Origin of the sequence: Streptomyces chrestomyceticus JCM 4735, from assembly GCF_003865135.1 — a bacterium.
Classification (GTDB): Bacteria; Actinomycetota; Actinomycetes; order Streptomycetales; family Streptomycetaceae; genus Streptomyces; species Streptomyces chrestomyceticus.
Window position 1 is genome coordinate 8,676,435 of sequence record NZ_BHZC01000001.1, and the last position, 24,116, is coordinate 8,700,550.

The 24,116-nt window shown below is 71.2% G+C and carries 20 protein-coding genes and 1 CRISPR repeat array; of the genes, 11 read left to right on the forward strand and 9 right to left on the reverse strand.

The window, feature by feature from the left end:
- The first annotated feature begins 2 nt into the window (after positions 1-2).
- The 6 genes from EJG53_RS37505 (at position 3) to EJG53_RS37530 (ending at position 5,408) form a co-directional block, all read left to right on the forward strand.
- Positions 3-431, forward strand: a complete 429-nt coding sequence (locus EJG53_RS37505) for a cupin domain-containing protein (RefSeq protein ID WP_125048609.1) — start codon at positions 3-5, stop codon at positions 429-431.
- 46 nt (positions 432-477) lie between these two features.
- Positions 478-1,227: an SDR family oxidoreductase gene (locus EJG53_RS37510; RefSeq protein WP_125048610.1), complete on the forward strand. Its 750-nt coding sequence runs from the start codon at positions 478-480 to the stop codon at positions 1,225-1,227.
- Between the two features lie 203 nt (positions 1,228-1,430).
- Positions 1,431-2,393 (forward strand): GNAT family N-acetyltransferase, encoded by a 963-nt coding sequence (locus EJG53_RS37515; RefSeq protein ID WP_125048611.1) that lies wholly within the window; start codon positions 1,431-1,433, stop codon positions 2,391-2,393.
- Positions 2,394-2,490: 97 nt separating this feature from the next.
- A CRISPR array of direct repeats spans positions 2,491-2,824; the repeat unit is 29 nt; unit sequence GGGACCACCCCCGCACGCGCGGGGACCAC.
- Between the two features lie 651 nt (positions 2,825-3,475).
- A complete protein-coding gene (locus EJG53_RS37520) occupies positions 3,476-3,790 on the forward strand; it encodes a hypothetical protein (protein ID WP_125048612.1) in 315 nt (104 codons plus the stop codon).
- Positions 3,787-4,806: a WXG100 family type VII secretion target gene (locus tag EJG53_RS37525; RefSeq protein ID WP_125048613.1), complete on the forward strand. Its 1,020-nt coding sequence runs from the start codon at positions 3,787-3,789 to the stop codon at positions 4,804-4,806. Before EJG53_RS37520 ends, EJG53_RS37525 begins: the two co-directional genes overlap by 4 nt.
- Entirely contained in the window at positions 4,803-5,408 is a 606-nt protein-coding gene (locus EJG53_RS37530) for a hypothetical protein (RefSeq protein WP_125048614.1), read from the forward strand. Before EJG53_RS37525 ends, EJG53_RS37530 begins: the two co-directional genes overlap by 4 nt.
- 73 nt (positions 5,409-5,481) lie before the next feature.
- Here the strand turns inward: EJG53_RS37530 and EJG53_RS40835 are convergent, their stop codons facing one another.
- The 5 genes from EJG53_RS40835 to EJG53_RS41340 form a co-directional block, all read right to left on the reverse strand.
- Positions 5,482-5,640, reverse strand: coding sequence for a hypothetical protein (locus tag EJG53_RS40835; RefSeq protein ID WP_154806429.1), 159 nt, complete (start codon positions 5,638-5,640; stop codon positions 5,482-5,484).
- A 232-nt stretch (positions 5,641-5,872) separates the two neighbouring features.
- On the reverse strand, positions 5,873-6,121 hold the full coding sequence (locus EJG53_RS37535) for a WhiB family transcriptional regulator (RefSeq protein WP_125048615.1): 249 nt from the start codon (positions 6,119-6,121) through the stop codon (positions 5,873-5,875).
- A 218-nt stretch (positions 6,122-6,339) separates the two neighbouring features.
- Positions 6,340-7,380, reverse strand: coding sequence for an SMP-30/gluconolactonase/LRE family protein (locus tag EJG53_RS37540; RefSeq protein WP_244955502.1), 1,041 nt, complete (start codon positions 7,378-7,380; stop codon positions 6,340-6,342).
- A gap of 67 nt (positions 7,381-7,447) precedes the next feature.
- On the reverse strand, positions 7,448-8,917 hold the full coding sequence (locus EJG53_RS37545) for an amino acid permease (protein WP_244955726.1): 1,470 nt from the start codon (positions 8,915-8,917) through the stop codon (positions 7,448-7,450).
- Between the two features lie 529 nt (positions 8,918-9,446).
- Positions 9,447-10,691, reverse strand: a complete 1,245-nt coding sequence (locus EJG53_RS41340; protein WP_244955503.1) for a DUF5685 family protein — start codon at positions 10,689-10,691, stop codon at positions 9,447-9,449.
- Positions 10,692-11,022: 331 nt separating this feature from the next.
- On the opposite strand from EJG53_RS41340, the gene EJG53_RS37555 reads away from it, so the two are divergent.
- On the forward strand, positions 11,023-12,990 hold the full coding sequence (locus tag EJG53_RS37555; protein WP_125048616.1) for an ABC transporter ATP-binding protein: 1,968 nt from the start codon (positions 11,023-11,025) through the stop codon (positions 12,988-12,990).
- Between the two features lie 127 nt (positions 12,991-13,117).
- On the opposite strand, the gene EJG53_RS37560 is transcribed toward EJG53_RS37555, so the two are convergent.
- Both EJG53_RS37560 and EJG53_RS37565 read right to left on the reverse strand, forming a co-directional pair.
- Positions 13,118-14,008, reverse strand: a complete 891-nt coding sequence (locus tag EJG53_RS37560; RefSeq protein WP_125048617.1) for a hypothetical protein — start codon at positions 14,006-14,008, stop codon at positions 13,118-13,120.
- Positions 14,009-14,085: 77 nt separating this feature from the next.
- Positions 14,086-14,412, reverse strand: coding sequence for a hypothetical protein (locus EJG53_RS37565; RefSeq protein ID WP_125048618.1), 327 nt, complete (start codon positions 14,410-14,412; stop codon positions 14,086-14,088).
- Positions 14,413-14,762: 350 nt separating this feature from the next.
- Between EJG53_RS37565 and EJG53_RS37570 the strand changes: the two genes are divergently transcribed.
- The 3 genes from EJG53_RS37570 (at position 14,763) to EJG53_RS37580 (ending at position 20,750) form a co-directional block, all read left to right on the forward strand.
- The gene (locus EJG53_RS37570) at positions 14,763-15,650 is read left to right on the forward strand and encodes an SCO4651 family lipoprotein (protein ID WP_125048619.1); all 888 of its coding nucleotides are present in this window, start codon (positions 14,763-14,765) and stop codon (positions 15,648-15,650) included.
- Between the two features lie 685 nt (positions 15,651-16,335).
- The gene (locus EJG53_RS37575; RefSeq protein WP_125048620.1) at positions 16,336-17,502 is read left to right on the forward strand and encodes an exonuclease SbcCD subunit D; all 1,167 of its coding nucleotides are present in this window, start codon (positions 16,336-16,338) and stop codon (positions 17,500-17,502) included.
- Positions 17,499-20,750: an AAA family ATPase gene (locus tag EJG53_RS37580; RefSeq protein ID WP_125048621.1), complete on the forward strand. Its 3,252-nt coding sequence runs from the start codon at positions 17,499-17,501 to the stop codon at positions 20,748-20,750. Before EJG53_RS37575 ends, EJG53_RS37580 begins: the two co-directional genes overlap by 4 nt.
- Positions 20,751-20,817: 67 nt before the next feature.
- Here the strand turns inward: EJG53_RS37580 and EJG53_RS37585 are convergent, their stop codons facing one another.
- Complete coding sequence (locus EJG53_RS37585; RefSeq protein WP_125048622.1) at positions 20,818-21,264, reverse strand: Lrp/AsnC family transcriptional regulator; 447 nt, start codon at positions 21,262-21,264, stop codon at positions 20,818-20,820.
- Positions 21,265-21,397: 133 nt separating this feature from the next.
- Between EJG53_RS37585 and EJG53_RS37590 the strand changes: the two genes are divergently transcribed.
- Positions 21,398-22,267, forward strand: coding sequence for a class I SAM-dependent methyltransferase (locus tag EJG53_RS37590; RefSeq protein WP_125048623.1), 870 nt, complete (start codon positions 21,398-21,400; stop codon positions 22,265-22,267).
- Positions 22,268-22,340: 73 nt separating this feature from the next.
- Here the strand turns inward: EJG53_RS37590 and EJG53_RS37595 are convergent, their stop codons facing one another.
- Positions 22,341-24,035 carry a DUF885 domain-containing protein gene (locus tag EJG53_RS37595; protein WP_125048624.1) on the reverse strand — a complete coding sequence of 565 codons (1,695 nt, stop codon included), beginning with the start codon at positions 24,033-24,035 and terminating at the stop codon, positions 22,341-22,343.
- Positions 24,036-24,116: the final 81 nt, after the last annotated feature.

Sequence of the window (24,116 nt, forward strand, 5' to 3'; positions counted from 1 at the left end):
GCATGCCCGGCACCCACGAGCACCAGCACCCGCACTCGGAGGCATGGAAGACCGCGCTCACCGTGCTGCAAGAGGTCGCCCCGCCCGCGATCCCGGAGAGCGCGCACGTGTCGACCGTCCAGATCGAGTATCCGCCCGGCGACCAGGGCGCCCCGCCGCACCGCCACCCCGGTCCGGCCTTCGGCTACGTGGTGGAGGGCGAGATGCGCTTCGAGTTGGAAGGCGAGCCGGAGCGGATCGTCCGCGCCGGGGAAGCGTTCTGGGAGCCCGGCGGCGACGTCATCCACTACCAGGACGGCAACGCCCGCACCGACACGCGCCTGCGCTTCGTCGTCACCATGCTCTGCGAGCCGGGGCAGCCGATGTTGGTCCTGGTCGACGACGAAGAACTCAAACAGCGCGCCCACCTGCGCGCACCCCGGCAGTCCTGACGCCTCTCCGCCCCAGCGGGCGCCCACAGCGCGAGGAGTTCACGAAGTGAAGATCGTGGTCATCGGAGGCACCGGCCTCATCGGGGGCAAAGTGGTCGGCAAACTCACCGAGCGCGGTCACGAGGCCGTGCCCGCCGCGCCCAGTACGGGCGTCAACACCCTCACCGGCGAGGGCCTCGACACCGTGCTGGCCGGAGCCCAGGTGGTCGTGGACGTGGCCAACTCGCCCACCTTCGAGGAGTCGGCGGTCCTGGAATTCTTCACCACCTCCACCCGCAACCTGCTGGCCGCCGAGGCGAAGGCGGGCGTCACGCACCATCTGGCGCTGTCGATCGTCGGCATCGACGGCCTGCCCGACAATGGCTACTTCCGGGCGAAGGCGGCCCAGGAGCGGCTGATCAAACAGGGGCCGGTTCCCTACTCGATCCTCCGGGCGACCCAGTTCTTCGAGTTCGTCAAAGGCATCGCCGACACTGCCACGGACGGTGAGACCGTACGCGTACCACCCGTGCTCTTCCAGCCCATGGCTGCCGAGGACGTAGCCGAAGCGGTGACCAAGGCCGCCGTGGAATCCCCGCAGAAGGCCACCACCGAAGTGGCCGGCCCCGAAGTCTTCCGCTTCGACGAACTCATCACCCGAGCCCTGCACGCCTGGCACGACCCCCGCACGGTCGTCCCCGACGCGCATGCCCGCTACTTCGGCTCCGAGCTGACAGAGCGCAGCCTCGTACCGGACGAGGGCAGCGCCCGGCTGGCCACCATCCGGTTCGACGACTGGTTGCGTACTTCTTCTTGAAGGCGGCGCGGGCGGGAGACAGTCATCGACAGGGGTACCTCCAGCAGTCCCCAACTCTCGTACGGAGCGGCGCCTTCAACCGGCCCGGTGGGCCCCCCGCTGACTCCCGTTGGTGACCGAACCCAAACCACCAACACCCCCTCCCCCGCAGTACCCTCAACTCACTCACCCACCCATCTCCGTCCCCCCCCGAAAGGCAGGACATGCAAGACGTACGCCGGGCCCGTACGACCGACCACACCACACTCGTGGAGTGCGTCCAGCGCTGGTGGGGCGACTCACGCACCCCGGAACAGTCAAGGGAACTCTCCCTGCTGCTGCCCCGGTTGTTCCTCCAGCACTTCGCGGACACCAGCCTGGTGCTGGAGGACGAGCAGGGAATCCGGGCGTTCCTCGTCGGCTTCTACTCCGCCGACCGTGCGGACGAGGCGTACATCCACTTCGTTGGAGTGGACCCCGAGTTGCGCAAGCAGGGCGTGGCCCGCCGCCTCTACACCACCTTCTTCGAACGCGCGGCAGCAGCCGGCCGCACCGAGGTGCGCGCCATCACCTCGCCGCAGAACACCGGCTCCATCGCCTTCCACCAAGCCATGGGCTTCGAGCCGGAAGCAGGCGACCGGGAGGCGGACGGCATCCCGGTCCACAGCGACTACGACGGTCCGGGCCAGGACCGAGTGGCCTTCCGCCGCAAACTCGGCGCGCCGGAGATGCGCACCCTGGCCCCCTTCACGACGCGCGCGGCGACGCCGCAGGACTTCGACGCCATCGTGGGTGTGGTCGACGACTGGTGGGGCCGCGCCGCCTCCCGCGACCTGACGCGAGTCTTCGTGAACCACTTTTACGAAACCAGCCTGATCGCCGAACGCGACGGCGAACTGGCAGGCTTCGTCATCGGCTTCCTCTCCCCGTCCAACCCGCAAGAGGCGTACATCCACTTCACGGGAGTAGCCCCCACTTGGCGCCGCACCGGCCTGGGCAGCTTCCTGTACGAACGCTTCTTCGCCATGGCCCGCGCCCACCACCGAACCGTGGTCAAGGCCATCACGTCCCCGCAAAACACCCGCTCCATCGCCTTCCACCGCGCCTTGGGCTTCATCCCGTCGGATCCGATCACGGATTACGACGGTCCCGCGTTGGATCGGGTGACGTTTCGGCGGGAGCTCTAGGGGGGCGGGCGGCCGTTGTGTGTGGGGGCCGCCCGTCTGCGTCACGGCACCGGTTTGGCGACGGTGGCGCCACTACCGGGCAGGCAAGGGGCGTGGGGCCTCCCCCTCCGCACGCGCGGGGACCACATCACTACGGGCACGGACCACCGGTCGGCCACGGGACCACCCCCGCACGCGCGGGGACCACCTGGCGGCGGCCATCAACGGCGTCGCCGACGTGGGACCACCCCCGCACGCGCGGGGACCACGGATTCGGGCGACCTGATCGACGCCGCGGGATGGGACCATCCCCGCACGCGCGGGGACCACGGCGCCGGCGACCCCTCCCAGTTCCCCTCCGGGGGACCACCCCCGCACGCGCGGGGACCACCAATCCAGGTCAGTCGCCGATGCCCAACTCGCGGGACCACCCCCGCACGCGCGGGGACCACAGGCCTCGACCAGCGGATTTGTCAGGCGCGGTGGTGGTTTTTCCTTACTTCTGGAGATCCCGGCAAACGCTGCGAAAACGTCCTTTTCTCGGTCATTGAGTCGCTGCTCTTCCTCGATGGAGAAGCCGTTGATTCGAAGGTGAGGTGTTTCGCGGCTTGGACTTGTGGTCGGTGGAGCAGGATAGACCTTCCTGGCCCACGGATCGCGTCCTTGGCCTCTCCCGTCCGTGCGTGCGCCACCTCGCCTCCTCGGGCGTCGAGAAGCCGCGTCGAACGCGGCGGAGTGCCGGGAACGGTGACTGTGTCCGAAGGGCCGGGCTGCGCCAGGGCGGTTGCCGTGCCGCGATCCCGCCGCCGATGACCCGTACGCGATGCACGTTTCGCTCCGCTCTTCGGTACGGCCTGCCGGTTGACGGTGGTGATGGTCGCGCCCCGGATGCCGGCAACCCCTGTTGGCGTACTCGCAGTCGGCATGCCCGGTGCAGACATACCCATGCGACCTCGATCGCCGACTGTGGCTACAGTGATCTCGCACAATCAGCCACCCCATTTCCGTAAAGACTCGGAATGGAGATGGCAGTAATTCGTATATGGGGCGTCAAGTGATCGCAGTGCGCCCCTATACGGACAACGGGGTCACGGGAGGGCCTAATGGGTAACGGCTACGACGTCGAGAGCGCTGCTCTGCGCCGGTATGCGAGCGCGGTGGACGAGTCCGCGGGACGGGTCGAGAAGATTCGTAACCGGGTCCGTGGGCTGGAACTGTCCGGCGGGGTGTTCGGGATGCTCTCCGAGTCCGACGGCCTCAAGGCGGACTACGACAAGCAGTCCGAGGAAGCCGTCAGCGATCTCCATGACGTCAAGGAGTCCCTGGGGGCCATCGCCGACGGCATGCGGCTGGCGGCCGACGGCTACGACACCAACGAGGACGACCAGGTCCGGCTCATGGGCGGAGGCCAGGCGTGAGCCAGGCACTGGAACGTATCGGGTTCGACGTCGACTGGAGCAACCCGCTGGCGGGCGCGCTCGACTCCACGATCCGCGGCGCGGTCAAGAGCCTCGGACTCGACGAGTACCTGGAGAAGGTCAGCGGCGACAACGAGAAGCTGATCGCCACCGCCCGCGAGTGGCGGACCGCCGCCTCCGAGATGCAGGGCGTCGTCGACGACCTCCAGGCCGAGCGCCGAACGCTGCAGGCGTCCTGGACGGGGGAGGCGTCCACCGCCTTCGGCACGACCATGACCGAGTTCGAGCAGGCCCTGAAGGGCGAGGCCGAGGACATGATCACGGTCGCCGAACTCCTGGAGACGGCGGCGGAGGCCTGCACCGAGGCCGAGGAGACGATGATCGAGCTGATCACCGAGATCGTCGAGGCGCTGCTGGTGGCCGCCGCGACGGCGGCGATCGTCGCGATCCTCACGGCCGGCGTCGGCGCGGCCATCGGCCCGCTGATCGGGGCCGCGGGGGCCACGCACCGGGCTCTGAAGGCCGTACGGATCACCGCCAAGCTCGCGGACAAGCTCAAGGATCTCGCCGACCGGATGCGCGCCCTGCAGAAGTTGCGGAGGGCACGTATCAAGGCCAAGGCGCTGTGGCGCAACAAGAACGCCCGCAAGAAGATCGGCAGGGGGGTCAAGCAGGTCGTCAAGCGGGCCGCGGGAGCCAAGGCCGCCGGGGCCGTCATCGGCGCGGCGCCGCTCGCCAACAGCGTCATCGAGCACCACACCGGCGTGGATGTCGGCGAGAAGGTCGGCCAGTGGGCCGACAAGGGCGAGGCCGCGCTCCATGACGCGACCGGCCTCAAGGGGGTCCACGTCGGCGACCACCGGTGGGACGTGGAGCACCAGGACGCGGGCAAGCCGCCGCCGCTCACGGAGCAGCAGAAGCAGTACGCCGACCGCCCCGACCCCAAGAGCTTCGACGAGCGGCTGGCCGAGGCGGCTCCGCGCGCGGCCAAGCCTGTACGCGAGGTGTTCGGATGAGTCTGCGCGTCGCGCTGGGCAGGGTGCCGTACAAGGAAGCCAGGGAGCGGGCCGGCGAAGCGCTGCCGGGTGACGAGCGGCTCGTACAGAACGAAGTGGCCTTCCCCGGGCACCGGCTGCCCAAGCCGCGCCGGTGGAACCGCCCTCGCGTCCTGGCGGGCCGCCGACTGCCGGGCGACCGCTGGGAGGGCGCCAAACGGGTCTTCTGGCTGGTCGACGCCATCGTCCAGCCGATCCCCGATCTCTTCGGCGCCCGACGTAAGAAGGGCAAGCCCCTGGAGGGCGGCTGGGGAAGCCTGGCGGGCCAACTGGCCACCGCCCTGTGGCCGCGCGTACCGACCACCGACGCGCTGCCCGTACTCCAGCTCACCGACCGCCACCTGCACGTCACCTATGTGCAGCGCGGCCGCCGCCGCGGCGAACTCGGCGCGGTCGAGGCGGGCTGGAGCACGCCCGCGTCCCGGGTGGCGTGGATCCGGCACCGTACGGACATCGACGCGGACACCTACGAAATCGGCTTCACGGACGCATCGTGGGTCCGGGTGGAGATGCGCAGCCAGCACGCCGTGTATTTCGTGGAGTGTTTTCCGCGGGGCGGTTGAGAAGGCCGGGCGGGCGCCTGGTTCCGGTTTCGTGACGGATTCCGGGCGCCACGTCCGGCGGGCGGCGTGACGGTCAGCCAGACATGGCGACGGCCGCGATGATGAAGGCGAAGAGGAGCAACGGAATCCCGCCCACGACGGCGGCCACGAGGAGCACGCCCTTTATCGCCTTCTCTGTCGCTTTCCGGTGGGGAGGGACGGGGGCCGGGGAGAATTGTTCATCGAGGGGCACGGCTTGATCTTGGTGGTCACGGGGAGCTAGGTCATCCGTATTTGTACTCATTGAAGAAGGTGGGCCGATCGCGCTGAAGAAGGGCGTCGGCGCCGTCCGGGAGGTCGTGTTCCGCCCAGTGCCGGAATCGGGTAGCACCGGGCCTGAACCGGAACCGGTGCTACCCGCCTTGTCCCCGCCGGCACGCAAAGTCCCGGAGAAGTCCCCGAGAAGCTGACAGGGCCGTAGCCCTTCAGGCCACCCGGCGCTTACGTTGACGCCGTATGGTCAGCCTGCGCCGTTCCTCCTCGTCCGTGCCGCCCCAGATTCCGTAGTTCTGGCCTGTCTGGAGTGCCCATTCGAGGCATTCGCCGGCCACCGGGCATCGCCGGCACACCGCCTTCGCGTCGGCCTGCTGCTGGGCGGCCGGGCCCGTTACTCCTACGGGGAAGAAGAGTTCCGGGTCCTCGTCCAGGCACGCTGCTTTTTCCCACCACTCCATGGCTGCCTTCCCTCGTGGAGATCTTTCAGGGGGTTGTGTGTTGTCGTCGCAGGTTCCACGGAGGCGCGTACGGGGGCAGTGCCCATACGTCATGACGGCACGTCGGACGGCCCGGACGCCTGGGGCGGCGGGCTGTGGCAGGGCGGCTCTGGTGGCCCCCTGTTGTCCTGGTCCGCACGTGGGAACCTGGATGTCCCGGGTTCCCGTGCGGGCTGGGTTCAATCGCGAGTGGCGGAGGGGAGTTCGCAGACGGCCAGTGCGTGTTCGTGGATGCTGCCCAGGACCAGGTGGCCGTCGTGTTCGCAGACGCTGGTCAGCATGCGGTAGTCCGGGCTGCGGCGCCGCAGGTCGTGGACGATGCGGCCGGAGGTGTCGACGGCCAGGACGCCCGTGAGGGGGCCGGGGCGGGGGCGGACGCGCCGGGCCACGCTCCACGCGGCGTGGCGAAGTGCCGGTTTTGCGCGGTGCAGGCGGTCCAGGCCGGTGGAGCGTGGCCCGGCCAGGGCCACCCAGAACAGGCCGCCGGGGCCGCGGGACATGTTGTCGGGGTAGCCCGGCAGGTCGGCGGCGAGTATGTCGTGCTGCCCTGCCTGCGGTCCGGTCAGCCAGAGCCTGGTCAGCCGGCGTGCGCCGGTCTCCGCCACGGTGACGTAGGACTCGTCCGGCGCCAGGGCGACGCCGTTGGCGAACTGGAGGCCGTCCAGGACGACTTCGGGCTCGCCGCCGGGGCGCAGCCGGACCAGGTGTCCGGTGCCGGTGTGCTCCAGGATGTCGCCGAGCCAGTCCTCCAGGGGGTAGCGGCGGCTGGAGACGCTGAAGTAGATCGTGCCGTCGGTGGCTGCCGCGGCGTTGCTGCAGAAGCGCAGCGGGGCGCCGTCGACGGTGTCGGCGAGCGTCCGTACCGTACCGTCGGACGGGTCCACGCGCAGCAGTCCCCGGCGCGCGTCGCACACCAGGACTTTGCCGTCCGGCAGCGGTTCCAGCCCGAGCGGGCGGCCGCCGGTACGGGCGATGACTTCGGCGCGGGGTGGGCCGGCGGGTGTGTGGTCGGGGGCCGGCGTCGGCGTACCGGTCGGGTCGTTGCCGGGGCCCTTCGAGAAGGGGTTCAGGCGCAGTACCCTGCCGTCCTCCAGGCCGGTGAGCACCCGCCCGGCCGAGTCCACCACCACGTCCTCCGGACCTCTTCCGTCGAGCGGTACCGTCCGCAGCGGGGGCAGGGGCTCCGTCATCCGGCTGGTCTTGTCGTAAGCGTTGGCCATGACCTGCTGACTACCCGGCGCCGGGGCCCTCTACCAGGGGGAGGGGCAGGGGGCGGAGGTTGGCCGGTTATTTGGTGGCTTGGTGTGGACTGTGCTGCGTGGGGGTGTCGCTATCCGGGTTGGGGCCGGGCTCGGGGAGGCGGTAGGTACGGCGGCCCGCGACGGCCCACCAGACGGTGGCCAGGGTGAGGACGAGGAACAGGGCCACGGGGGCGTAGTTGAAGGTGGCCAGGGCGACGGGGTGGGTCTGGGGGAGGCAGAAGAGGATGGTGACGAAGGCGACCCAGAGGACGGCTACCCGGCCGACCGGGACACCCCAGCGGCCCAGGTTCCACGGGCCGGGACGGAACGTGCGGCGGTGGCGGAGGCGCAGGTAGATGGGGATCGCGTACGCCGGGGTGATGCCGATGATGTTGATGGAGGTCACGGCCGCGTACGCCGCCGAGGAGTAGAGGGAGGGGAGGGCGAGGACGGCGGCCACGGCCACGGAGAGCAGGACGGCCCGGGTCGGTGTGCCGGTACGCGGAGAGACGTGCCGCCACCATACGGAACCGGGCAGCGCGCCGTCGCGGGAGAACGCGAACACCATGCGGGAGGTGGCCGCCACCTCCGCGTTGCCGCAGAACAACTGCGCGACGATCACCACCAGCAGCAGCGCCTTCGCCCCGCTGACGCCGAGCGCGTCGAGGAAGATCTGCGCGGGCGGCACGCCGGTCGGGGTGTTCTGCACGCCGGCGTAGTCCTGGATGGCGAACGTCAGCCCGGCCAGCAGGAAGAAGCCCGCGACCCAGGACCAGCGGATGGCCCGTACGATCCCGCGGGCCGCGTTCACCTGCGCACCGGTGGTCTCCTCGCTCAGGTGCGCCGACGCGTCATAGCCGCTGAAGGTGTACTGGGCCAGCAGCAGGCCGATCAGCGCCACGTACAGCGTGCTGTTCCAGCCGGTGCCGTTGACGAAGGTGGTGAAGACGAAGGAGGGGGACTGGTGGTGGGCGGGCACCAGCCACAGGACGCCGACGATGAGCGCGACCCCGGCCAGGTGCCACCACACGGAGACGGTGTTGAGGATGCTGACCAGGCGTACGCCGAAGAGGTTCAGCGTCGCGTGCAGCGCCAGGATGCAGACGTAGATGACCATGAGTGAGCCGGGGGTGGGCTCGAAGCCCCACTGCAGCCCGGCGAACGCGCCCGCGAACAGGGCGCAGCCGTAGTCGATGCCGGCGATCGCGCCGAGCAGGCCGAGGAGGTTCAGCCAGCCGGTGTACCAGCCCCAGCGCTTGCCGCCGAGCCGGTCGGCCATGAAGTACAGGGCGCCGGACGTCGGGTAGGCGCTGGTGACTTCGGCCAGTCCGGCGCCGACGAACATGACCATGATGCCGACGACGATCCAGCCCCACATCATCACCGCGGGGCCGCCGGTGACCAGGCCGAATCCGTACAGCGTCAGACAGCCGGAGAGGACGGAGATCACGGAGAAGGAGATGGCGAAGTTCGCGAACGGGCCCATCCGCCGTTTCAGTACGGGGGTGTAGCCCAGCTTGCGGAGGAAGTCGTGGTCGGAGCAGGGGTTGGCGGGGGCCTGGCTGTCAGGGGTGGATTGCGATTGCCTGGCGGGGGCGGGCCGCCTGGCCGGGTCGGGTCGCCTTGCGCGCGTCACGGATGCAGCCTCCAGTACGGGGTGGATGAGCCGTTGGCGCAAGGAAAGGACCCGGGAGGTGGGTGTGTCGAGGCTTTTCCGGTCGAGTGGCCGGATCAGTGGGGCGGCATCTGTATCGGTACGACGGGCCGTCCCCGTTACGTCGTTACGTGGGCGTGTCGACGTAACGACGTAACGGGGGCGGATGGGGAAGGCGGGTTGGGGAGTGGCGGCCGTGCGGGTCAGCAGTCGCAGCAGCAGCCGTCACAACAGCAGGAGTCCGGGCAGCAGTTGCAGCATTCGCAACTGTCACAGCAGTCGCAGTCCCGGCAGCAGCCCTCGTGCTTCTTGCGCGACCACGGGCCCTCGTACTCCTCGGCGCAGCAGAGCTGGCAGGTGCAGCAGAGTCCGACGGCGACCGCGCAGCCGGTCAGGAGGCCGCGGGGCTTTTTCGGCGGGTGGGGGATGCCAGGCCCGCCAGAGCCGCCGTGGCCGCCGAAGCCGCCATGCCAGCCATGTCCACCGTCGCTTCCGTGGCCCCCATGCCCGCCGGAATCACCGTGGCCCCCATGGCCCCCGTAACCCCCATAGCCCCCACTCCCCCGAAACCACCCTGCCCGCCCTGCGGCACCGCTCCGCCCGCGTACGGGTTCTGCGGCCCGTTCAGGTGCTGTGGGCCGTGGGCGTACGGGCCGCTGGGCGGCGCCTGGCCGTACGAAGGTGGCGCGGGGTACGGCTGCGGTTGAGGCTGCGGCTGCCCGTACGGATTGCCGGTCCCGCCGTCGTACGGGCCCGCCCCGTGCCCCTGGTGCGAGCACGACGCCGTACCGAAGGCGCGGTCCACGGACCGCCGCAGCTCGTGCACGAGCAGCGCGTGCACCAGCGCGGAGTCGGTGAACTCCACGTCGCGCAGCGCGAGGCGGATGCCGTGCAGCGCGTCGTCGCACAGCCGGCGGGCCTGTGCGGGGGAGGCACCGGTGGCGGTCAGCGGGTTCCAGGCGCCCTCGGCGGCGTCCGCCGCGCGGTCCTCCACGGCGTCGAGGAGGTGGGCCAGGCGTCCGAAGAGCCGGCCGGCCTCGGCCAGCGGTGCGGCGTTCCCGGGGCGGCCCGCGAGGACCGCGGTGTGCGCGAAGGCGGCGGCGGTCGCCGTCTCGGTGGGTTCGGTGATGACGGTCAACGGGGTGCCGGGACCCGCGAGTTGTTCGATGCCCACCTGCCGGTCGACGACGTCGACGAGGACGGACGTGTCGAAGCCGAGGGTCGCGCCGGTACGGGCGCCCGCCCGGTCCCAGCCGGCGGCGACCTTGCGTGCCGCGGCGGCCACCGGGCGGCGGCGCAGCAGCCCGTTCCGGTCGGCGACGTGGTCGCGTATCTTCGCCGAGGCGAGCACCAGCGAGACCGAAGCGGCCAGCCGGGCGCCCTCGCCGTTCGCCACCGAGGCGGTCCGCATGCCGCGCAGCGGGCAGGGCCCGGCGGTACGGCGCTGTGCTGCCGCCCGGCCGGACTGGGCGTCCGTCAGGACGGACACGATCAAGCCATCGTAATTGGTGACCACCCGGGCGAACTGCCCGTGATCACCGCGCAGGGCGAGGCACAGCCCGCACAGATGGGCCATCCACTCGGCCTTGAGCCCGTTGGACAGGCGATGGGTGCAGGGCCTGACGATTCCGAACACGTGACGAGATCCCCCGTTGGACGTCGATGAAGAGCGGTCGTGGCTGGACATCGTATGACCCGGCGGGGGCGGGTGACGGCGGTGGTGGCCCGCGCGGCGGAGGTGGCCGCGGGGTTCGACCGGATCGGGCGGCGGGCGTGCCGGGGTGGGCAGGACGGGGCATAGCAGGAGGCACGACGACACAAGCCGGAGGAGACGCCATGAGGGACACCGCGACGGTGCCGACCGGACCAGCCGGAGCCCAGGCCCGCCCCGGGCAGGCCTGCCCGCCCACCCGTATCGCCCGCGTGCCCCGCAGCCGTACCGCGTATGCCGCGTGGCCGGAGACGCGGTGAGGCGCCGCGGCGTCCGCCCCCGGAGCCGGCTGCCCGTCTCCGAGAGCGAGCGGGTGCTGTTCGGCGGTGCGCTGCGCTACGACCTGTCGTTCACGCGGCACGAGATGCCGATCCTGCGGATGGGACTGTGGTCGATGGCCCGCCAGTTCCCCGCCATGATGGGCGCCGTCGCGAAGGCGGCCTGGCGTGAGGACCGCGCCGCGCTGTCGGTGCTGCTCGGCGCGGAGGCCGGCCAGGGCGTCCTGCGGGCCTTCACCCTGGTGGCCACCAATCAGGCGCTCGTGGCGCTGTTCGCGGCCGGGCCCACGCCCGAGCGGCTGCGGCAGGCGCTGCCCGCCCTGGTGGCCGTGGCTGTCGTCGCGGTGCTCTCGGCTCTCCTGGCGGCGGTGTCCACTGCGGCGTCCGGGCAACTGGAGCCCAAGATCGAGCGCGTCTGCACGGCCCGCTTCTACCACGGTGTGATCCACGTCGAACTCGCCGCCCTGGAGGACCAGCAGGTCCACCGCACGCTCGACGCGGGCCGGTTCGGCACCGACTCCATCCGGATGATGCTCGGATCCTCGATCCTGGTCCTCAACGCGCTGATCGGTCTGCTCGCCGCGGCCGGTGTGCTGCTCATGCTGCACCCGCTGCTCGTGCTGATGCTGTTCCTGGTGGCCGCCCCCAAGGGGTGGGGCGCGGTGCTCTCGGCCCGTAGGCAGTACGAGTCCCGGCACACGTGGATCGAGCACCGCCGGGCCATCTCCGTCATCACCCAGAAGCTCACCGACCAGGCGTGCGCCGCCGAGATCCGGGTGCACGGAGCGGGGCGGATGCTGGTGGACGCGTACGCGGACATGTCGAAGACGGTGGAGCGGGAGCAGCAGCGGCTGGCCCGCGCCGAGGCCCGCACCCAGACCGTCGCCTCGGCGGCCTCGGGCCTGGCGTCCCTGGGCGCCTACGGCGTGCTGTGGCTGCTGCTGATTGGCGGCGGTATGCCGCTGGCCGTGGCCGGTACCGCCGTGATCGCCGTACGGACGTCCAGCGCCGGCCTGATGTCGCTGGTCATGCAGTTCAACCGCCTCTACGAGGAGGCCATGTACCTCAAGGACTGGGAGGACGCGTGCAGCACCGCCAAGCGGCACGCCATTCCCGGCGGGGGCGCCCCGTTGACCGGGCCGCTGGAGGAAGTCCGCCTGGAGAACGTGTCGTTCACGTATCCCGGCGCCACCTCGCCCGCCCTGGACAAGGTGGACCTGACGATTGCCCGCGCCACGGTGGTGGCGCTGGTCGGGGCGAACGGTTCGGGCAAGTCCACCCTCGCCAAACTGGTGGCGGGCCTGTACCTGCCCAGTGACGGACGCCTGCTCTGGAACGGCACCGACACCCGGGACGCCGACCGTGCGGACGTCTTCGACCAGGTGGCCCTGCTGGCCCAGGACTTCCCGCACTGGCCGATGACCGCCCGCGCCAACATCCACATCGGGCGCAGCGACCAGCGGCTCGAACAGTGGCGCGTCGAGCGGGCGGCCGACAGCGCGGACGCGACCGATGTCGTCACCTCCCTGCCGCACGGCTGGGACAGCCTGGTCGTCAAGGGCTTCGAGCGCGGCACCCAGCTCTCCGGCGGGCAGTGGCAGCGCATCGGCACCGCCCGTGCCCACTACCGCGAAGCCCCGCTGCTGGTCGTGGACGAGCCGACGTCCGCGCTCGACCCACGGGCCGAGGTCGAGGCGTTCCAGGCCCTGCGTGCCCTCACGGACGACGGCACCACCGTCCTGCTGATCACCCACCGGCTCGCCGCCACCGCGACCGCCGACCTCATCTACGTCCTCGACGAAGGCCGCCTCATCGAGCAGGGCACTCATGCTCAACTGATGGCTCTCGACGGCGGTCATTACCGGTCGCTCTACGAGATTCAGGCCGCTCAGTACGCGAGTGCCGTCCCCGATTCCAAGGGGCGTGGCGCGGGGGAGGGGGGATGAGCCCGCCGGGCGGGCGCGTCCTGCGAGGTGCTTCAAGTACGCGACCGCGGGGCCCGGGATGTACGTCCAGGGCCCCGCGATATCCGTGCCTGGTGTGCCTGCCGCGTCTGCCGACACGGCGGTGCCGCTATTCGGTCAGTGACTTGGCGAACAGGCCGTACAGCTTCTTGTACGCCTCGTCCTGCGTCGGAATGAGCACCAGGACGCGAAGGGTCAGATGGCCCTTGGCCGGGACGATGTGGACGCCCTCCGGAGGCGAGCCGAGGACGACGTTTCCGTCGGAGCCGTCACTGATGACCATTCCCCAGAAACTCGCCTCGAATTCCGGTGCCAGTACCGAGCCGTCCGGGAGCTGGCCGAAGCCGACGTGCCAGTGCTTCACATCGGTGTCACCGGCATACAAAGTGACGTCGTAGGAGTGGATGTACTTGTGGGTCTGCCAGTCCTGCCAGGAGGAGTTGAAGGTGCTTTCCACCGTGAGATTCTTGTTGGCCGCCGTGAAATTCACGGTTTCCGGCGCGGATTCCTGGCCGCCGCGCACGGCCTTCGCCGTCACGCTGTGCTTCCCGGGCGACCAGCCGCCTTCGCGGGCGAAACTCCACAGGTTGCTGGTCACCTTGGCGGTGCCGAGCGGGCTCGCGCCCTCGGTGAGCGTCACCGAGTCGGCGTTGAACGCGACACCGTCGACGGTGGCGCCGCTGTCCACCTCGGTGCCTTCCTTGGGCGACCGGATGTCCACGACGGGCGTCGGGAGGATGACGTAGAACCGCAGCGGTGCCTTGCCGGACAGGACGTCGTCGCGCACCGCGATGGCGGAGAGGTCGTGCTGGCCGAGCGGCCAGTCGGTGTCCGGGGTGTACTCCCACGTGCTGTCCTTGACCGGGCAGGTGCCCAGCAGCGTGGTCCCTTCGTAGAGCAGCACCTGCTGGACGTCGGGGGCCGCGTTGCCCTGGACCGCCTGCCGGCGCTCCTGGGTCTGCGCGCTGGGCTTCGGCGCGGTGAAGACCGGCAGCGGCACCGGCTTGTTGAAGGCGAGGGCGGACTGGGCCTGGTCGTTCCAGGTGCTGGTGGGGCTCCCGGAGAGGGGAATGCGCGTCAGGTCGGTGATCGAGGAGTTGGCGGGACGGGTAACTGCGAACCGCCCTGGTTGGTCCGCGTGAAGAGGATGTTGTCCCGGTCGGTGTTGTTGACGACGCTGCTCACACCGTCGTCGCTCTGGTCGAAGCCGTAATCGCTGAAGTTGTTCGCCGTACCGTTGGCCGGGATGACGAGGATTTTGGTGCGGGGTCCTCCCACGTTGTAGTTGACGTCGGCAAACAGGGAGAAGGCGTTCTTGGGGGCGGCGTCCTGCCCCCGGCCGGTGATGACGTACGGTTCGTCGGCGTTCTTGCCATTTCCTTCGGCGGTCACTCGCGTCCCCATCTCGTCGCTGTGGCGGTGAATGCAAGGCTGCCCGCGGCATGTGGCGCCGTCAATTACGGAAGGCTTGTTCGACCGTGTTCAGGCCATATGCGGAGCTGGCTCGATTCCGAACGGTACGGGGCCGGGAAATAACGTTTATTCCGTCGCTGCCGACTCATTCGGCACGCGGCAGTACACGGCAGGAGGGGACGGTCGGCCACCGGCAACCCGCCACCGGTAGCCCGTAACCGGTCACCCGCCACCGGCATCCAGCGGTCCGCGGGACGCCGCGATCCCGTGATTCATCGGCGCACCACGGGGCACCCGCAACGGCACGTCACCCGGTACGGGTTTGCGACCAGGAGGTCTCGATGAGAACAGTGAGCAAACGTCCGCGTCTCTTAGCGGTGGCGGCAACCGGGACGCTGTCCCTGGCCTTTGTCACCGGCTGCGGCGGAGGGAACGACCAGGCATCGGACAAGGACCCCGGGAAGCAGGGCGGAGCATCGGCCTCGCAGGGCGGCGCGGCGGACGGGCCGCAGGCGGTACGGGCCGCGCACCAGAAGACCACCGCCGCCAAGACCGCCAAGATGACGCTCCTCACGCGGGCCCAGAGTGGCGGCAACAACGCGGAGGTCCGCGGGTCCGGGGTCGTGGACCTCGGCAACGGCAGCAGTGAAATGGTGCTGCTGACCGGCAACCAGCAGATCCATCAGCGGACGGTGGACGGCGTCCTCTACCAGCAGCCGCCCGCCGCCCAGCGGCAGCAGCTACCGCAGGGCAAGTCGTGGCTCAAGGTCGATCTGAAGAAGCTGACGCAGCAGTCCGGCGGCAGCTCGCAGTACGCGGACCCGACGTCCTCCTTCAACTACACCAAGGGCATCAGCGACAAGGACGTCACCAAGGTCGGCACCGAGACCGTCGACGGTACGGCCACGACCCACTACAAGGTGTCCGTCGACGTGGCGGAGCTGGCCAAGGACAACACCCAGCAGGCCAAGCAGCTCCGCGCGCAGCTCGGCGACCGGCTGCCGCTCGACATCTGGCTGGACGCGCAGGGCCGGGTCCGCCAGGAGAAGATCGAGGTCAAGCCGCAGGGCGGCAAACAGGGCAGCAGCGGCGCACGGACCAGCGTCAGCACCACGCTCAAGTTCAGCGACTTCGGTACGGACGTGAACGTGACCGCGCCCCCGGCGAAGGACACGGTCGACATCACCGACAAGGCGGCGAAGCAGGGGCAGCAGGCGACACAGTCCTGACGGCCCGCCGATGTACCCCGAAGGCGCCGGTGGGTGGACCGGCGCCTTCGGTGCGTCCGGGGCGGAGGCGCCGGCTGGCGGTGCGCGAGGAGGCGGCACCCGGTCCAGCGGCTTCCGGACGGCCAGGCCGCTGAAGGTGTCCATCCTGGGCAGGGCGCATTTCGCGGCCCTAACGTGAGCCCCACCGCGGCGAGTGTCCGGCGGTCGACGCGTGACGCTGCGAACTGCGGCTATCACGTCCAGTGACCGGGCGCTGTCAGACCTTCAGGAGGTGGCGGGCTGTGCGGAAGCCTACATTCCGGCGCGTGTGCGGGGCAGGGGCAGGGGCAGTGGTGACGGGGATCGCGGCCTTGGCCGTTCGGAGGTTGCTCTCGGCCGAGTCGCCGGAGGCCGGCGGCGGTGTGTCGGGCGAAGAAGGGGAAACGATCACCTCGGAGACGTCACAGGACCCTGAAGCGGTGCGGCGCTATTGGACGCCCGAACGTAGGGAAGCGGCCGAACCCGCCCCATGCCCGAGAGCGAATAGCCCTTCCCCCGCCGAGCCCGCAGTAGCCCTCCGCCGAGGCCAGTGAGGGACAAGAGACCCGCAGAGACTAAAGTCGGTCGTGCTGATATGCAGGCTCGTGCCGACCCGGTGCCGAGCCGGTGCCCGGGGAAGGACGAAGATGCAGGCCGGAGTGTCGCTGTGAGATTTCTGCACACCTCCGACTGGCACCTCGGGCGCTCGTTCCACCGGGTGAACCTGCTCACCGCGCAGCGCGCCTTTCTCGATCATCTCGTCGAGACGGTCCGTACACAGCGGGTCGACGCGGTCCTCGTCGCGGGCGACGTCTACGACCGCGCCGTACCGCCGCTGGCCGCCGTAGAGCTCTTCGACGACGCCCTGCACCGGCTCGCCGGGCTGGGCGTGCCCACCGTCATGATCTCCGGTAACCACGACTCCGCCCGCCGCCTCGGGGTCGGCTCCGGGCTGATGGGGCAGGCCGGCATCCACCTGCGGACCGACCCGGCGGCCTGCGCCACCCCGGTCGTGCTGCGCGACGCGTACGGCGAGGTCGCCCTGTACGGACTGCCGTACCTGGAACCGGCCCTGGTCAAGGACGAGTTCGGCGCCGAGCGGGCCGACCACGCGCACGTACTGGGCGCCGCCATGGACCGGGTGCGCGACGACCTGGCGGCCCGGCCCGCGGGCACCCGGTCGGTGGTGCTCGCGCACGCCTTCGTCACCGGTGGCGCGCCCAGTGACAGTGAGCGGGACATCACGGTCGGTGGCGTGGAGTCGGTGCCCGCCGCCGTCTTCGAGGGCGTCGACTACGCGGCCCTCGGGCACCTGCACGGCTGCCAGACGATCACCGACCGGGTCCGTTACTCCGGCTCCCCGCTCGCCTACTCCTTCTCCGAGGAACGGCACCGCAAGTCCATGTGGCTGGTCGACCTGGACGCCGCGGGCACGGTGACCGCCGAGCGCCTGGACTGCCCGGTGCCCCGCCCGCTGGCCCGCCTCCGCGGCAAGCTGGAGGAGCTGCTGGCCGACCCGGCGCACGACGTCCACGAGGAGGCGTGGGTGGAGGCGACGCTGACCGACTCCGCCCGCCCGCACGAACCCATGGCCCGGCTCGCCGCCCGCTTCCCGCACATCCTCAGCCTCGCCTTCGAACCGGAGGAGGGAGCCGCCCGCGCCCTCGCCTCGTACGCGCAGCGGCTGCGCGGCCGCAGCGACCAGGAGATCGCCGAGGACTTCGTCGCCCACGTACGGCCGGGGCGCGGCGTGGACGACGAGGAGCGGGACGTACTGCGCTCGGCGCTCGACGAGGTACGCGCCGACGACGTGCTGCGGGAGGCGGCGGGATGAGGCTGCACCGGCTGTCGGTCACGGCCTTCGGGCCGTTCGGACGGACCCAGACCATCGACTTCGACCGGCTCGCGCGGGCCGGTCTCTTCCTGCTCCACGGGCCGACCGGCGCGGGCAAGACCTCCATCCTGGACGCTGTCTGCTTCGCCCTGTACGGGACCGTGCCGGGGACGCGGCAGAGCGGCCAGGCGCTGCGCAGCGACCTCGCCGACCCGTCGACGCCGACCGAGGTGGTCCTCGAACTGACCGTCGGCGGACGGCGGCTGGAGATCACCCGGCTGCCGGAGCAGCCCCGCCCGAAGAAGCGCGGGACCGGCACGACCCGCGAGAAGGCGCAGAGCCGGCTGCGCGAGTACGTGACCGGCGACGGCGGAACAGGCACAGGCCCCGCCCAGGGCGGGCACTGGAAGGCGCTCAGCCGCTCCCACCAGGAGATCGGCGAGGAGATCGGCCAGTTGCTCGGCATGAACAAGGAGCAGTTCTGCCAGGTCGCCCTGCTGCCCCAGGGGGACTTCGCGCGTTTCCTGCGCGCGGACGCCGAGGCCCGCGCCCGGTTGCTGGGACGGCTCTTCGACACCCGTCGGTTCGCCGCCCTCGAAGAGCAACTGGCCACCCGTCGCAAGGCCGCGGCCGACCAGGTGTCCGCCGGGGACGACCGGCTGCTGGGGCTCGCCCACCGGATGGACCAGGCGGCGGGCGAGTCGGCCGATCTCGTCGACCCCTCGGTCCCCGCGCCGGGGCGCGCCCCGGAAGCGGCCCCGGCCCCGGGCCGCCGGGGCAGCACGGGCAGGGGTACGGGCCGGGCGGCGCGCGCTGCCGGTACGGCCGCGTCTTCCCGAGGTACGGCGACCGCCACCGCGCTCGTACCAGGGCAGTACGGGCCGGGGCAGTACGGGTCGGAGCACGGGCCGGACTCCGCTAAGACCGCCACCGCTCAGGCCGCCGAGGCGCCGAGCCCCGGCGAGCCGGGCTTCGCCGAAGCCGTACTGGTACGGGCGGCCGTCGCCAGGGCCAACGCGCGCGAGCGGTACGACATCGCCCGGCTCGCCGTACGCTCTGCCGAGGCGGCGGAGGCCGCCGCCCGCGCGCGGGCGGACGAGGAGCGTGAGCGGGACCGCCTCCAGCGCCGGTACGCCGAGGCGCAGCGGCGCGCGGCGGAGCTGGCGGCGCAGTCCGGTGAGCGGGACCGGGCCCGGGACCGGCTGGCGCGGGCCCGCGCGGCCGCCGAGGTCGCCCCTGCCCTGGCGCTGCGCGACGCGGCCTGGCGCGAGCACGGGACGGCACAGGCCGAGGAGCGGCGCGGACGCGCCAAGCTGCCGCCCGATCTGGCCGGCGCGGACGCCGAACGGCTCGCCGCTCTCGAACGCGAACTACGGCAGGACCTCGGTTCGCTGACGGCGGCCCGCCGGGCCGAGAACCGCGCCGCCGAGATCGCCGCGGAACGCGCCGGGATCGAGCGGGAGGCGCGGGCCGACGAGCAGACGCTGGTGGACGCCGCCGCGTGGCTCGCGAACCGGGAGTCGGCGCACCAGGAGAACCAGCGGCGCATCGAGGCCGCCCAGGAAGCCGCGGCGCGTGCCGAACAACTGCACGCGCAGCTCGACCCGGCCCGGCAGCGGCTGGCGGCCGCGCGGCGGCGCGACCACCTCACGGAGAGCCTGCGGGCCGCCGACGAAGACGTGCTGCGCGCCCGGGAGCGTGCGGCGGCGGCCCACGAACACTGGCTCGACCTCAAGGACCGCCGCCTGCGCGGCATCGCGGCCGAACTCGCCGCCGGACTGGAGGACGGCACCGCCTGCGCCGTGTGCGGCGCCACCGAGCACCCCGCCCCGGCCCGTACCGGAGCCGGACACGTGGACCGTACGGCCGAGGAAGCGGCGCTGGACGCCTACCGGCAGGCCGAGTCCGCGCGTCAGGACGCCGAGCGCGCCCAGCAGTCCCTGAAGGAGGAACGGGCCGCCGCTGCGGCGACCGCCGGGGACACTCCCGTCGCCGAACTCTCGCGCGCCGAAGAAGAGTTGCGCGAGACGTACGCGCGCGAGCGGGCCGCGGGAGCCGACCTGCATGCCGCCCGCGAAGCGTCCGCGCGCGCCGACCGCGAGTACGAGCGCCGCCGCACCGAGCAGCAGGAGGCCGAGCGCCGCGCTGCCGCACGTACCTCCCACCGTGAAGCCCTGGACCGTGAACTTGCCTCGCTCGACAGCGCGCTGGAGGAGGCGCGCGGCGGCTTCGCGAGCGTCGCCGAGCGTGCCCGCCGCCTGGAGCGGCAGGTCGCGTTGCTGGCCGAGGCCGCAGGCGCAGCCCGTACGGCCGAGGCGTGCGCCCAGCGCCTTAAGGAGACCGACGCCCAGCTCTCCGACGCCGCCTACCGCGCCGGATTCGACACCCCGCAGGACGCGTCCGCCGCGCTGCTGAGCGACGCCGACTGGAACGCCCTGCAGCAGCGCCTCGACCGCCACCAAGCCGAGACGGCCGCGGTGGAAGCCGAGCTGGCCGACCCCGAGGCGGTCGCCGCAGCAAGCCTTCCGCCGGCGGACCCGGGCCGCGCGCAGGCCGAACTGGAGCACGCCGGCCGCAGACTGCGTACTGCCAGTACGGCTTGTGCCGCCGCCGAGGAACGCTGCACCGAACTCGACCGTCTCAGCGCGCGGGCCCACTCCGATGCCCGGCAGTTGGCCCCCCTGCGTACCGAGTACGAGCGCATTGCCCGCCTCGCCGCCCTTGCCGCCGGTACGTCGGCGGAGAACGAACGGCGGATGCGCCTGGAGTCCTACGTCCTGGCCGCCCGCCTCGAACAGGTCGCGGCCGCCGCCAGCGCGCGCCTGCACCGCATGTCCTCCGGCCGCTACACACTCGTGCACTCCGACGAACGGGCCGGCGGCGCGCGCCGCTCCGGCCTGGGACTGCACGTCATCGACGCCTGGACCGGCCACGAACGCGACACCGCCAGCCTCTCCGGCGGCGAGACGTTCTTCGCGTCACTGGCCCTGGCACTCGGCCTCGCCGACGTCGTCACCGACGAGGCGGGCGGCACCCGCCTGGACACCCTCTTCATCGACGAGGGCTTCGGCAGCCTGGACGAACAGACCCTGGACGAGGTGCTGGACGTCCTGGACTCACTGCGCGAACGGGACCGCAGCGTCGGCATCGTCAGCCACGTCGCCGACCTCCGGCAGCGCATCCCGGCCCAGTTGGAGGTCGTCAAGGACCGCGCGGGGTCGTCCATACGCCACCGGGTGCCGGGCTGACCGGAACAGCGGGACGGCCGGACGGTGGGGCGGCCAGACGTGGGGCGACCGGACGTGGGCGAGCGCCTCAGGCGCTGATCGGACGCCGGGGGAGCGGCGAGGAGTACACGACGCTGGTCGTCACCGCGCCCAGCCCCCCGATCCGGCCCGACACCTCCTCCAGGTGCTTCATCGAGCGGGCGGCGACCTTCAGGACGAAGCAGTCGTCGCCCGTGACGTGGTGCGCCTCCAGAATCTCGGGCGTGCTCTCCAGCAGGCCGTGGAAGGCGGCGTCGCTGCCGTTCGGATAGCGCAGCCGGACGAAGGCCAGGACCGACAGCCCGACGCGCGCCGGGTCGACCACCGCGGCGTACCCGGATATCACCCCGGCCTCCTCCAGCCGCCGTACCCGCTCGGTCACCGCGCTCGCGGACATGTTCACGGCGCGGGCCAGTTCGGCGTACCCCGCGCGGCCGTTGCGCTGCAGGACGTCGAGGATGCGCCAGTCGGTGGCGTCAGGGGAATAGCCGGTCATGGGAGGTGTCTAGCAGTGGAATCCCCTGTGGATCAAGGCTTTTGCCGGTGATCGTCACTTCCGGGCTCCGTCTTCGCTACCCCAGAAGGGGGTTCTGGTACGCAAGCGATGTACCGGCCGCGAACGGGCTGGCATGGTGCTGAAGGTGAGCAATGCGAGCAACGTACGCGAAGTCATCCGATATTACCGTCAGCCGGGTTCTCGGCTGGGATACCGGCTCTTTCTGAACGGCACCAAGCATTTCGGCTTCTACCGCTCGACGGATTCCCCGTGGGCCTGGTCGAAAGCGCTGCGCCGAATGGAAGACAGAATGGGGGAGACGCTCGCACAGCCGGCGGGCGCGCGCGTGCTGGACGCCGGATGCGGCGTGGGCGACGTGGCTGGCCGGCTGGCGGGCCGTTTCGGACTGCGCATTCACGGGGTGGACCTGCTCGACGCCCATGTCGGCCAGGCCCGGCGCCGGGCACGCCGCCGCAACCTCGACCATCTGCTCACCTTCTCGCAGAGCGACTACGCGACCCTGGACTTCCCCGACGAGAGCTTCGACGCCGTCTACACCATGGAGACACTGGTGCACGCGGCGGACGCCGAGGCGGTGCTGGAGCAGTTCCACCGGGTGCTCAAACCCGGTGGTCGGCTCGTCATGTTCGAGTACGCCCGGGAGGCCGCCGCCCGGATGCCGGCACCGGCGGCCGACATGTTCCGGGAGCTGAACGACTGGGCCGCGATGCCGTCGTTCCAGCGTTTCACCTACGGCACGCTGGAACGCCTGACCGCCGAAGCCGGATTCTCGGTGCGCGGCGTGGAGGACATCTCCCGCGGTATGTGGCCGATGCTCCGGTGCTTCGCCGTGATCGGAACGCTGCCCGGTGCGGGATTCCGGGCCGCGCGGCTGCGCCGGCATTCCGTGAACACCCTGTCGGCCGTGGAATTCTGGCGGCACCGCGCTTTCTGGCGGTACGAGATCCATACCGCCGACAAAGTCCGTACCGCCGGCACCTGAGCCGGACGACCGGAATGCGGTACGGATGCGCGCGGGGGCAGCGGAAACCCGCGGCCCCCGCGAACGCGGCCCCTCAGATCCGTGACAGCTCGGCCAGCAGATCGTCCAGACCCAGCGACCCCTGCGACAGCGCCGCCATGTGCCACGCCTTGAGGTCGAAGTCCGCGCCGTGCCGCTGCCGCGCCGCCTCGCGCCCGGCGAGCCACGTCCGCTCGCCCAGCTTGTAGCCGATGGCCTGGCCCGGCATGCCCTGGTAGCGGATGATCTCGCTCTCGACGAAGTCCGCGGGGCGGCTGCAGTGCCGGGCGAGGAACTGGTGGGCCAGCTCCGGCGTCCAGCGCTCACCCGGGTGGAACGGCGAGTCCGCCGGAATGGTCAGTTCCAGGTGCATACCGATGTCGATGATGACGCGGACCGCCCGCATCATCTGCGCGTCCAGGTAGCCGAGCCGGCGTTCGGCGCTGGTCAGGAAGCCCAGTTCGTCCATCAGCCGCTCGGCGTACAGTGCCCAGCCCTCGGCGTTGGCGCTGACCATGCCCACCGTCGTCTGGTAGCGCGAGAGGTCCTCGGCGACGTGCGCCCACTGCGCCAACTGGAGGTGGTGGCCCGGCACGCCCTCGTGGTACCAGGTCGAGACCAGGTCGTACGCCGGGAAGCGGGTCTTGCCCATCGTCGGCAGCCAGGTGCGGCCGGGGCGGGAGAAGTCCAGTGACGGGCCGGTGTAGTACGGGGCCGCGGCGCCGCCGGGCGGCGCGATCCGCGACTCGACGTGCTTGACCCGTTCCGCCAGGTCGAAGTGGGTGCCGTCCAGCGCCTCGATGGCCTGGTCCATCAGCGCCTGGAGCCACTGGCGGGTCTCCTCGACGCCCACCACGGCCTCACCGTTCTCGTCCAGCCAGGCCAGCGCATCCCACGGGGTCTTCGCGCCGGGCAGGACCTTCTCGGCCTCCTTGACCATCTCGGCGTGCAGCCGGTGGAACTCCGACCAGCCGTACGTGTAGGCCTCGTCCAGGTCCAGGTCGGCGCCGTTGAAGAAGCGGGCGAGGAGGGCGTAGCGCTCGCGGCCCACCACGTCCGGCGCACCCTCGACCGCCGGGGCGTACCGGTCGCGGAACCAGTCGCGCAGCTCCACCAGCGCGCCGGTCGCCAGCGCCGCCGCCGCGTCCAGCTCGGCGCGCAGCGCCGCGGGGCCCGGCTCGGTCAGGTCGGCGAACCAACTGCGGTCCGTACCGATCCATGTGTCCAACTGGCCGATGACGGTCTCGACTTGCCGCGGCCCGCCGAGCAGGTTCCGCTGCAGGCCGGCCTCCAGCGAGGCGCGGTAGCCCGCCAGCGCGGCGGGCATCGCCCGCAGCCGCTGGGCGAGCGCCGCCCAGTCGTCGTCCGTCTCGACCGGCGTGATCATCAGGACCTCGCGTGCCGAGTGCAGCGGCGTGTGCAGGTTGCTCACCGTGCGCAGCCCTTCGCCCGACTCGTGCACCGCGAGTTCCGCGGTCAGCCGCTCCCGCAGCAGCCGGGCGCAACGTCGTTCGATCTCGCTGTCCCCGCCCGGCCGCCGCTCGGCCTCGGCGAGCCGGTCCAGCGTCGTACGGGCCAGTTGGGCCACGGCTTCCTGGCCGGCGGGTGAGAAGTCGGGCAGCCGGCTCGAACTCTCCGGGACGCCGAGGAAGGTACCGGTGATGGGGTCCAGGTCGACCAGGGCGTCGACGTAGGCGTCGGCGACCTGGCGGGGGAGGGGCGCGTTGTCGGAAGCAGTGGTGTGGGACATGCGCCCCATCCTCGTACGGATGCCCCCGGTACGTCATCATCAGCGCGCCGTACGTTCCCGCCGGGGCGCCGCGTCCGCGCA

What these genes read in the sequence shown, in the direction of transcription:
- EJG53_RS37505 (WP_125048609.1), top strand. Translation starts at nt 3, where the DNA reads ATGCCCGGCACCCACGAGCACCAGCACCCGCACTCGGAGGCATGGAAG.
- EJG53_RS37515 (WP_125048611.1), top strand. Translation starts at nt 1,431, where the DNA reads ATGCAAGACGTACGCCGGGCCCGTACGACCGACCACACCACACTCGTG.
- EJG53_RS37520 (WP_125048612.1), top strand. Translation starts at nt 3,476, where the DNA reads ATGGGTAACGGCTACGACGTCGAGAGCGCTGCTCTGCGCCGGTATGCG.
- EJG53_RS37530 (WP_125048614.1), top strand. Translation starts at nt 4,803, where the DNA reads ATGAGTCTGCGCGTCGCGCTGGGCAGGGTGCCGTACAAGGAAGCCAGG.
- EJG53_RS37535 (WP_125048615.1), bottom strand. Translation starts at nt 6,121, where the DNA reads ATGGAGTGGTGGGAAAAAGCAGCGTGCCTGGACGAGGACCCGGAACTC.
- EJG53_RS37540 (WP_244955502.1), bottom strand. Translation starts at nt 7,380, where the DNA reads ATGGCCAACGCTTACGACAAGACCAGCCGGATGACGGAGCCCCTGCCC.
- EJG53_RS37565 (WP_125048618.1), bottom strand. Translation starts at nt 14,412, where the DNA reads ATGGGGACGCGAGTGACCGCCGAAGGAAATGGCAAGAACGCCGACGAA.
- EJG53_RS37570 (WP_125048619.1), top strand. Translation starts at nt 14,763, where the DNA reads ATGAGAACAGTGAGCAAACGTCCGCGTCTCTTAGCGGTGGCGGCAACC.
- EJG53_RS37580 (WP_125048621.1), top strand. Translation starts at nt 17,499, where the DNA reads ATGAGGCTGCACCGGCTGTCGGTCACGGCCTTCGGGCCGTTCGGACGG.
- EJG53_RS37585 (WP_125048622.1), bottom strand. Translation starts at nt 21,264, where the DNA reads ATGACCGGCTATTCCCCTGACGCCACCGACTGGCGCATCCTCGACGTC.
- EJG53_RS37590 (WP_125048623.1), top strand. Translation starts at nt 21,398, where the DNA reads ATGGTGCTGAAGGTGAGCAATGCGAGCAACGTACGCGAAGTCATCCGA.
- EJG53_RS37595 (WP_125048624.1), bottom strand. Translation starts at nt 24,035, where the DNA reads ATGTCCCACACCACTGCTTCCGACAACGCGCCCCTCCCCCGCCAGGTC.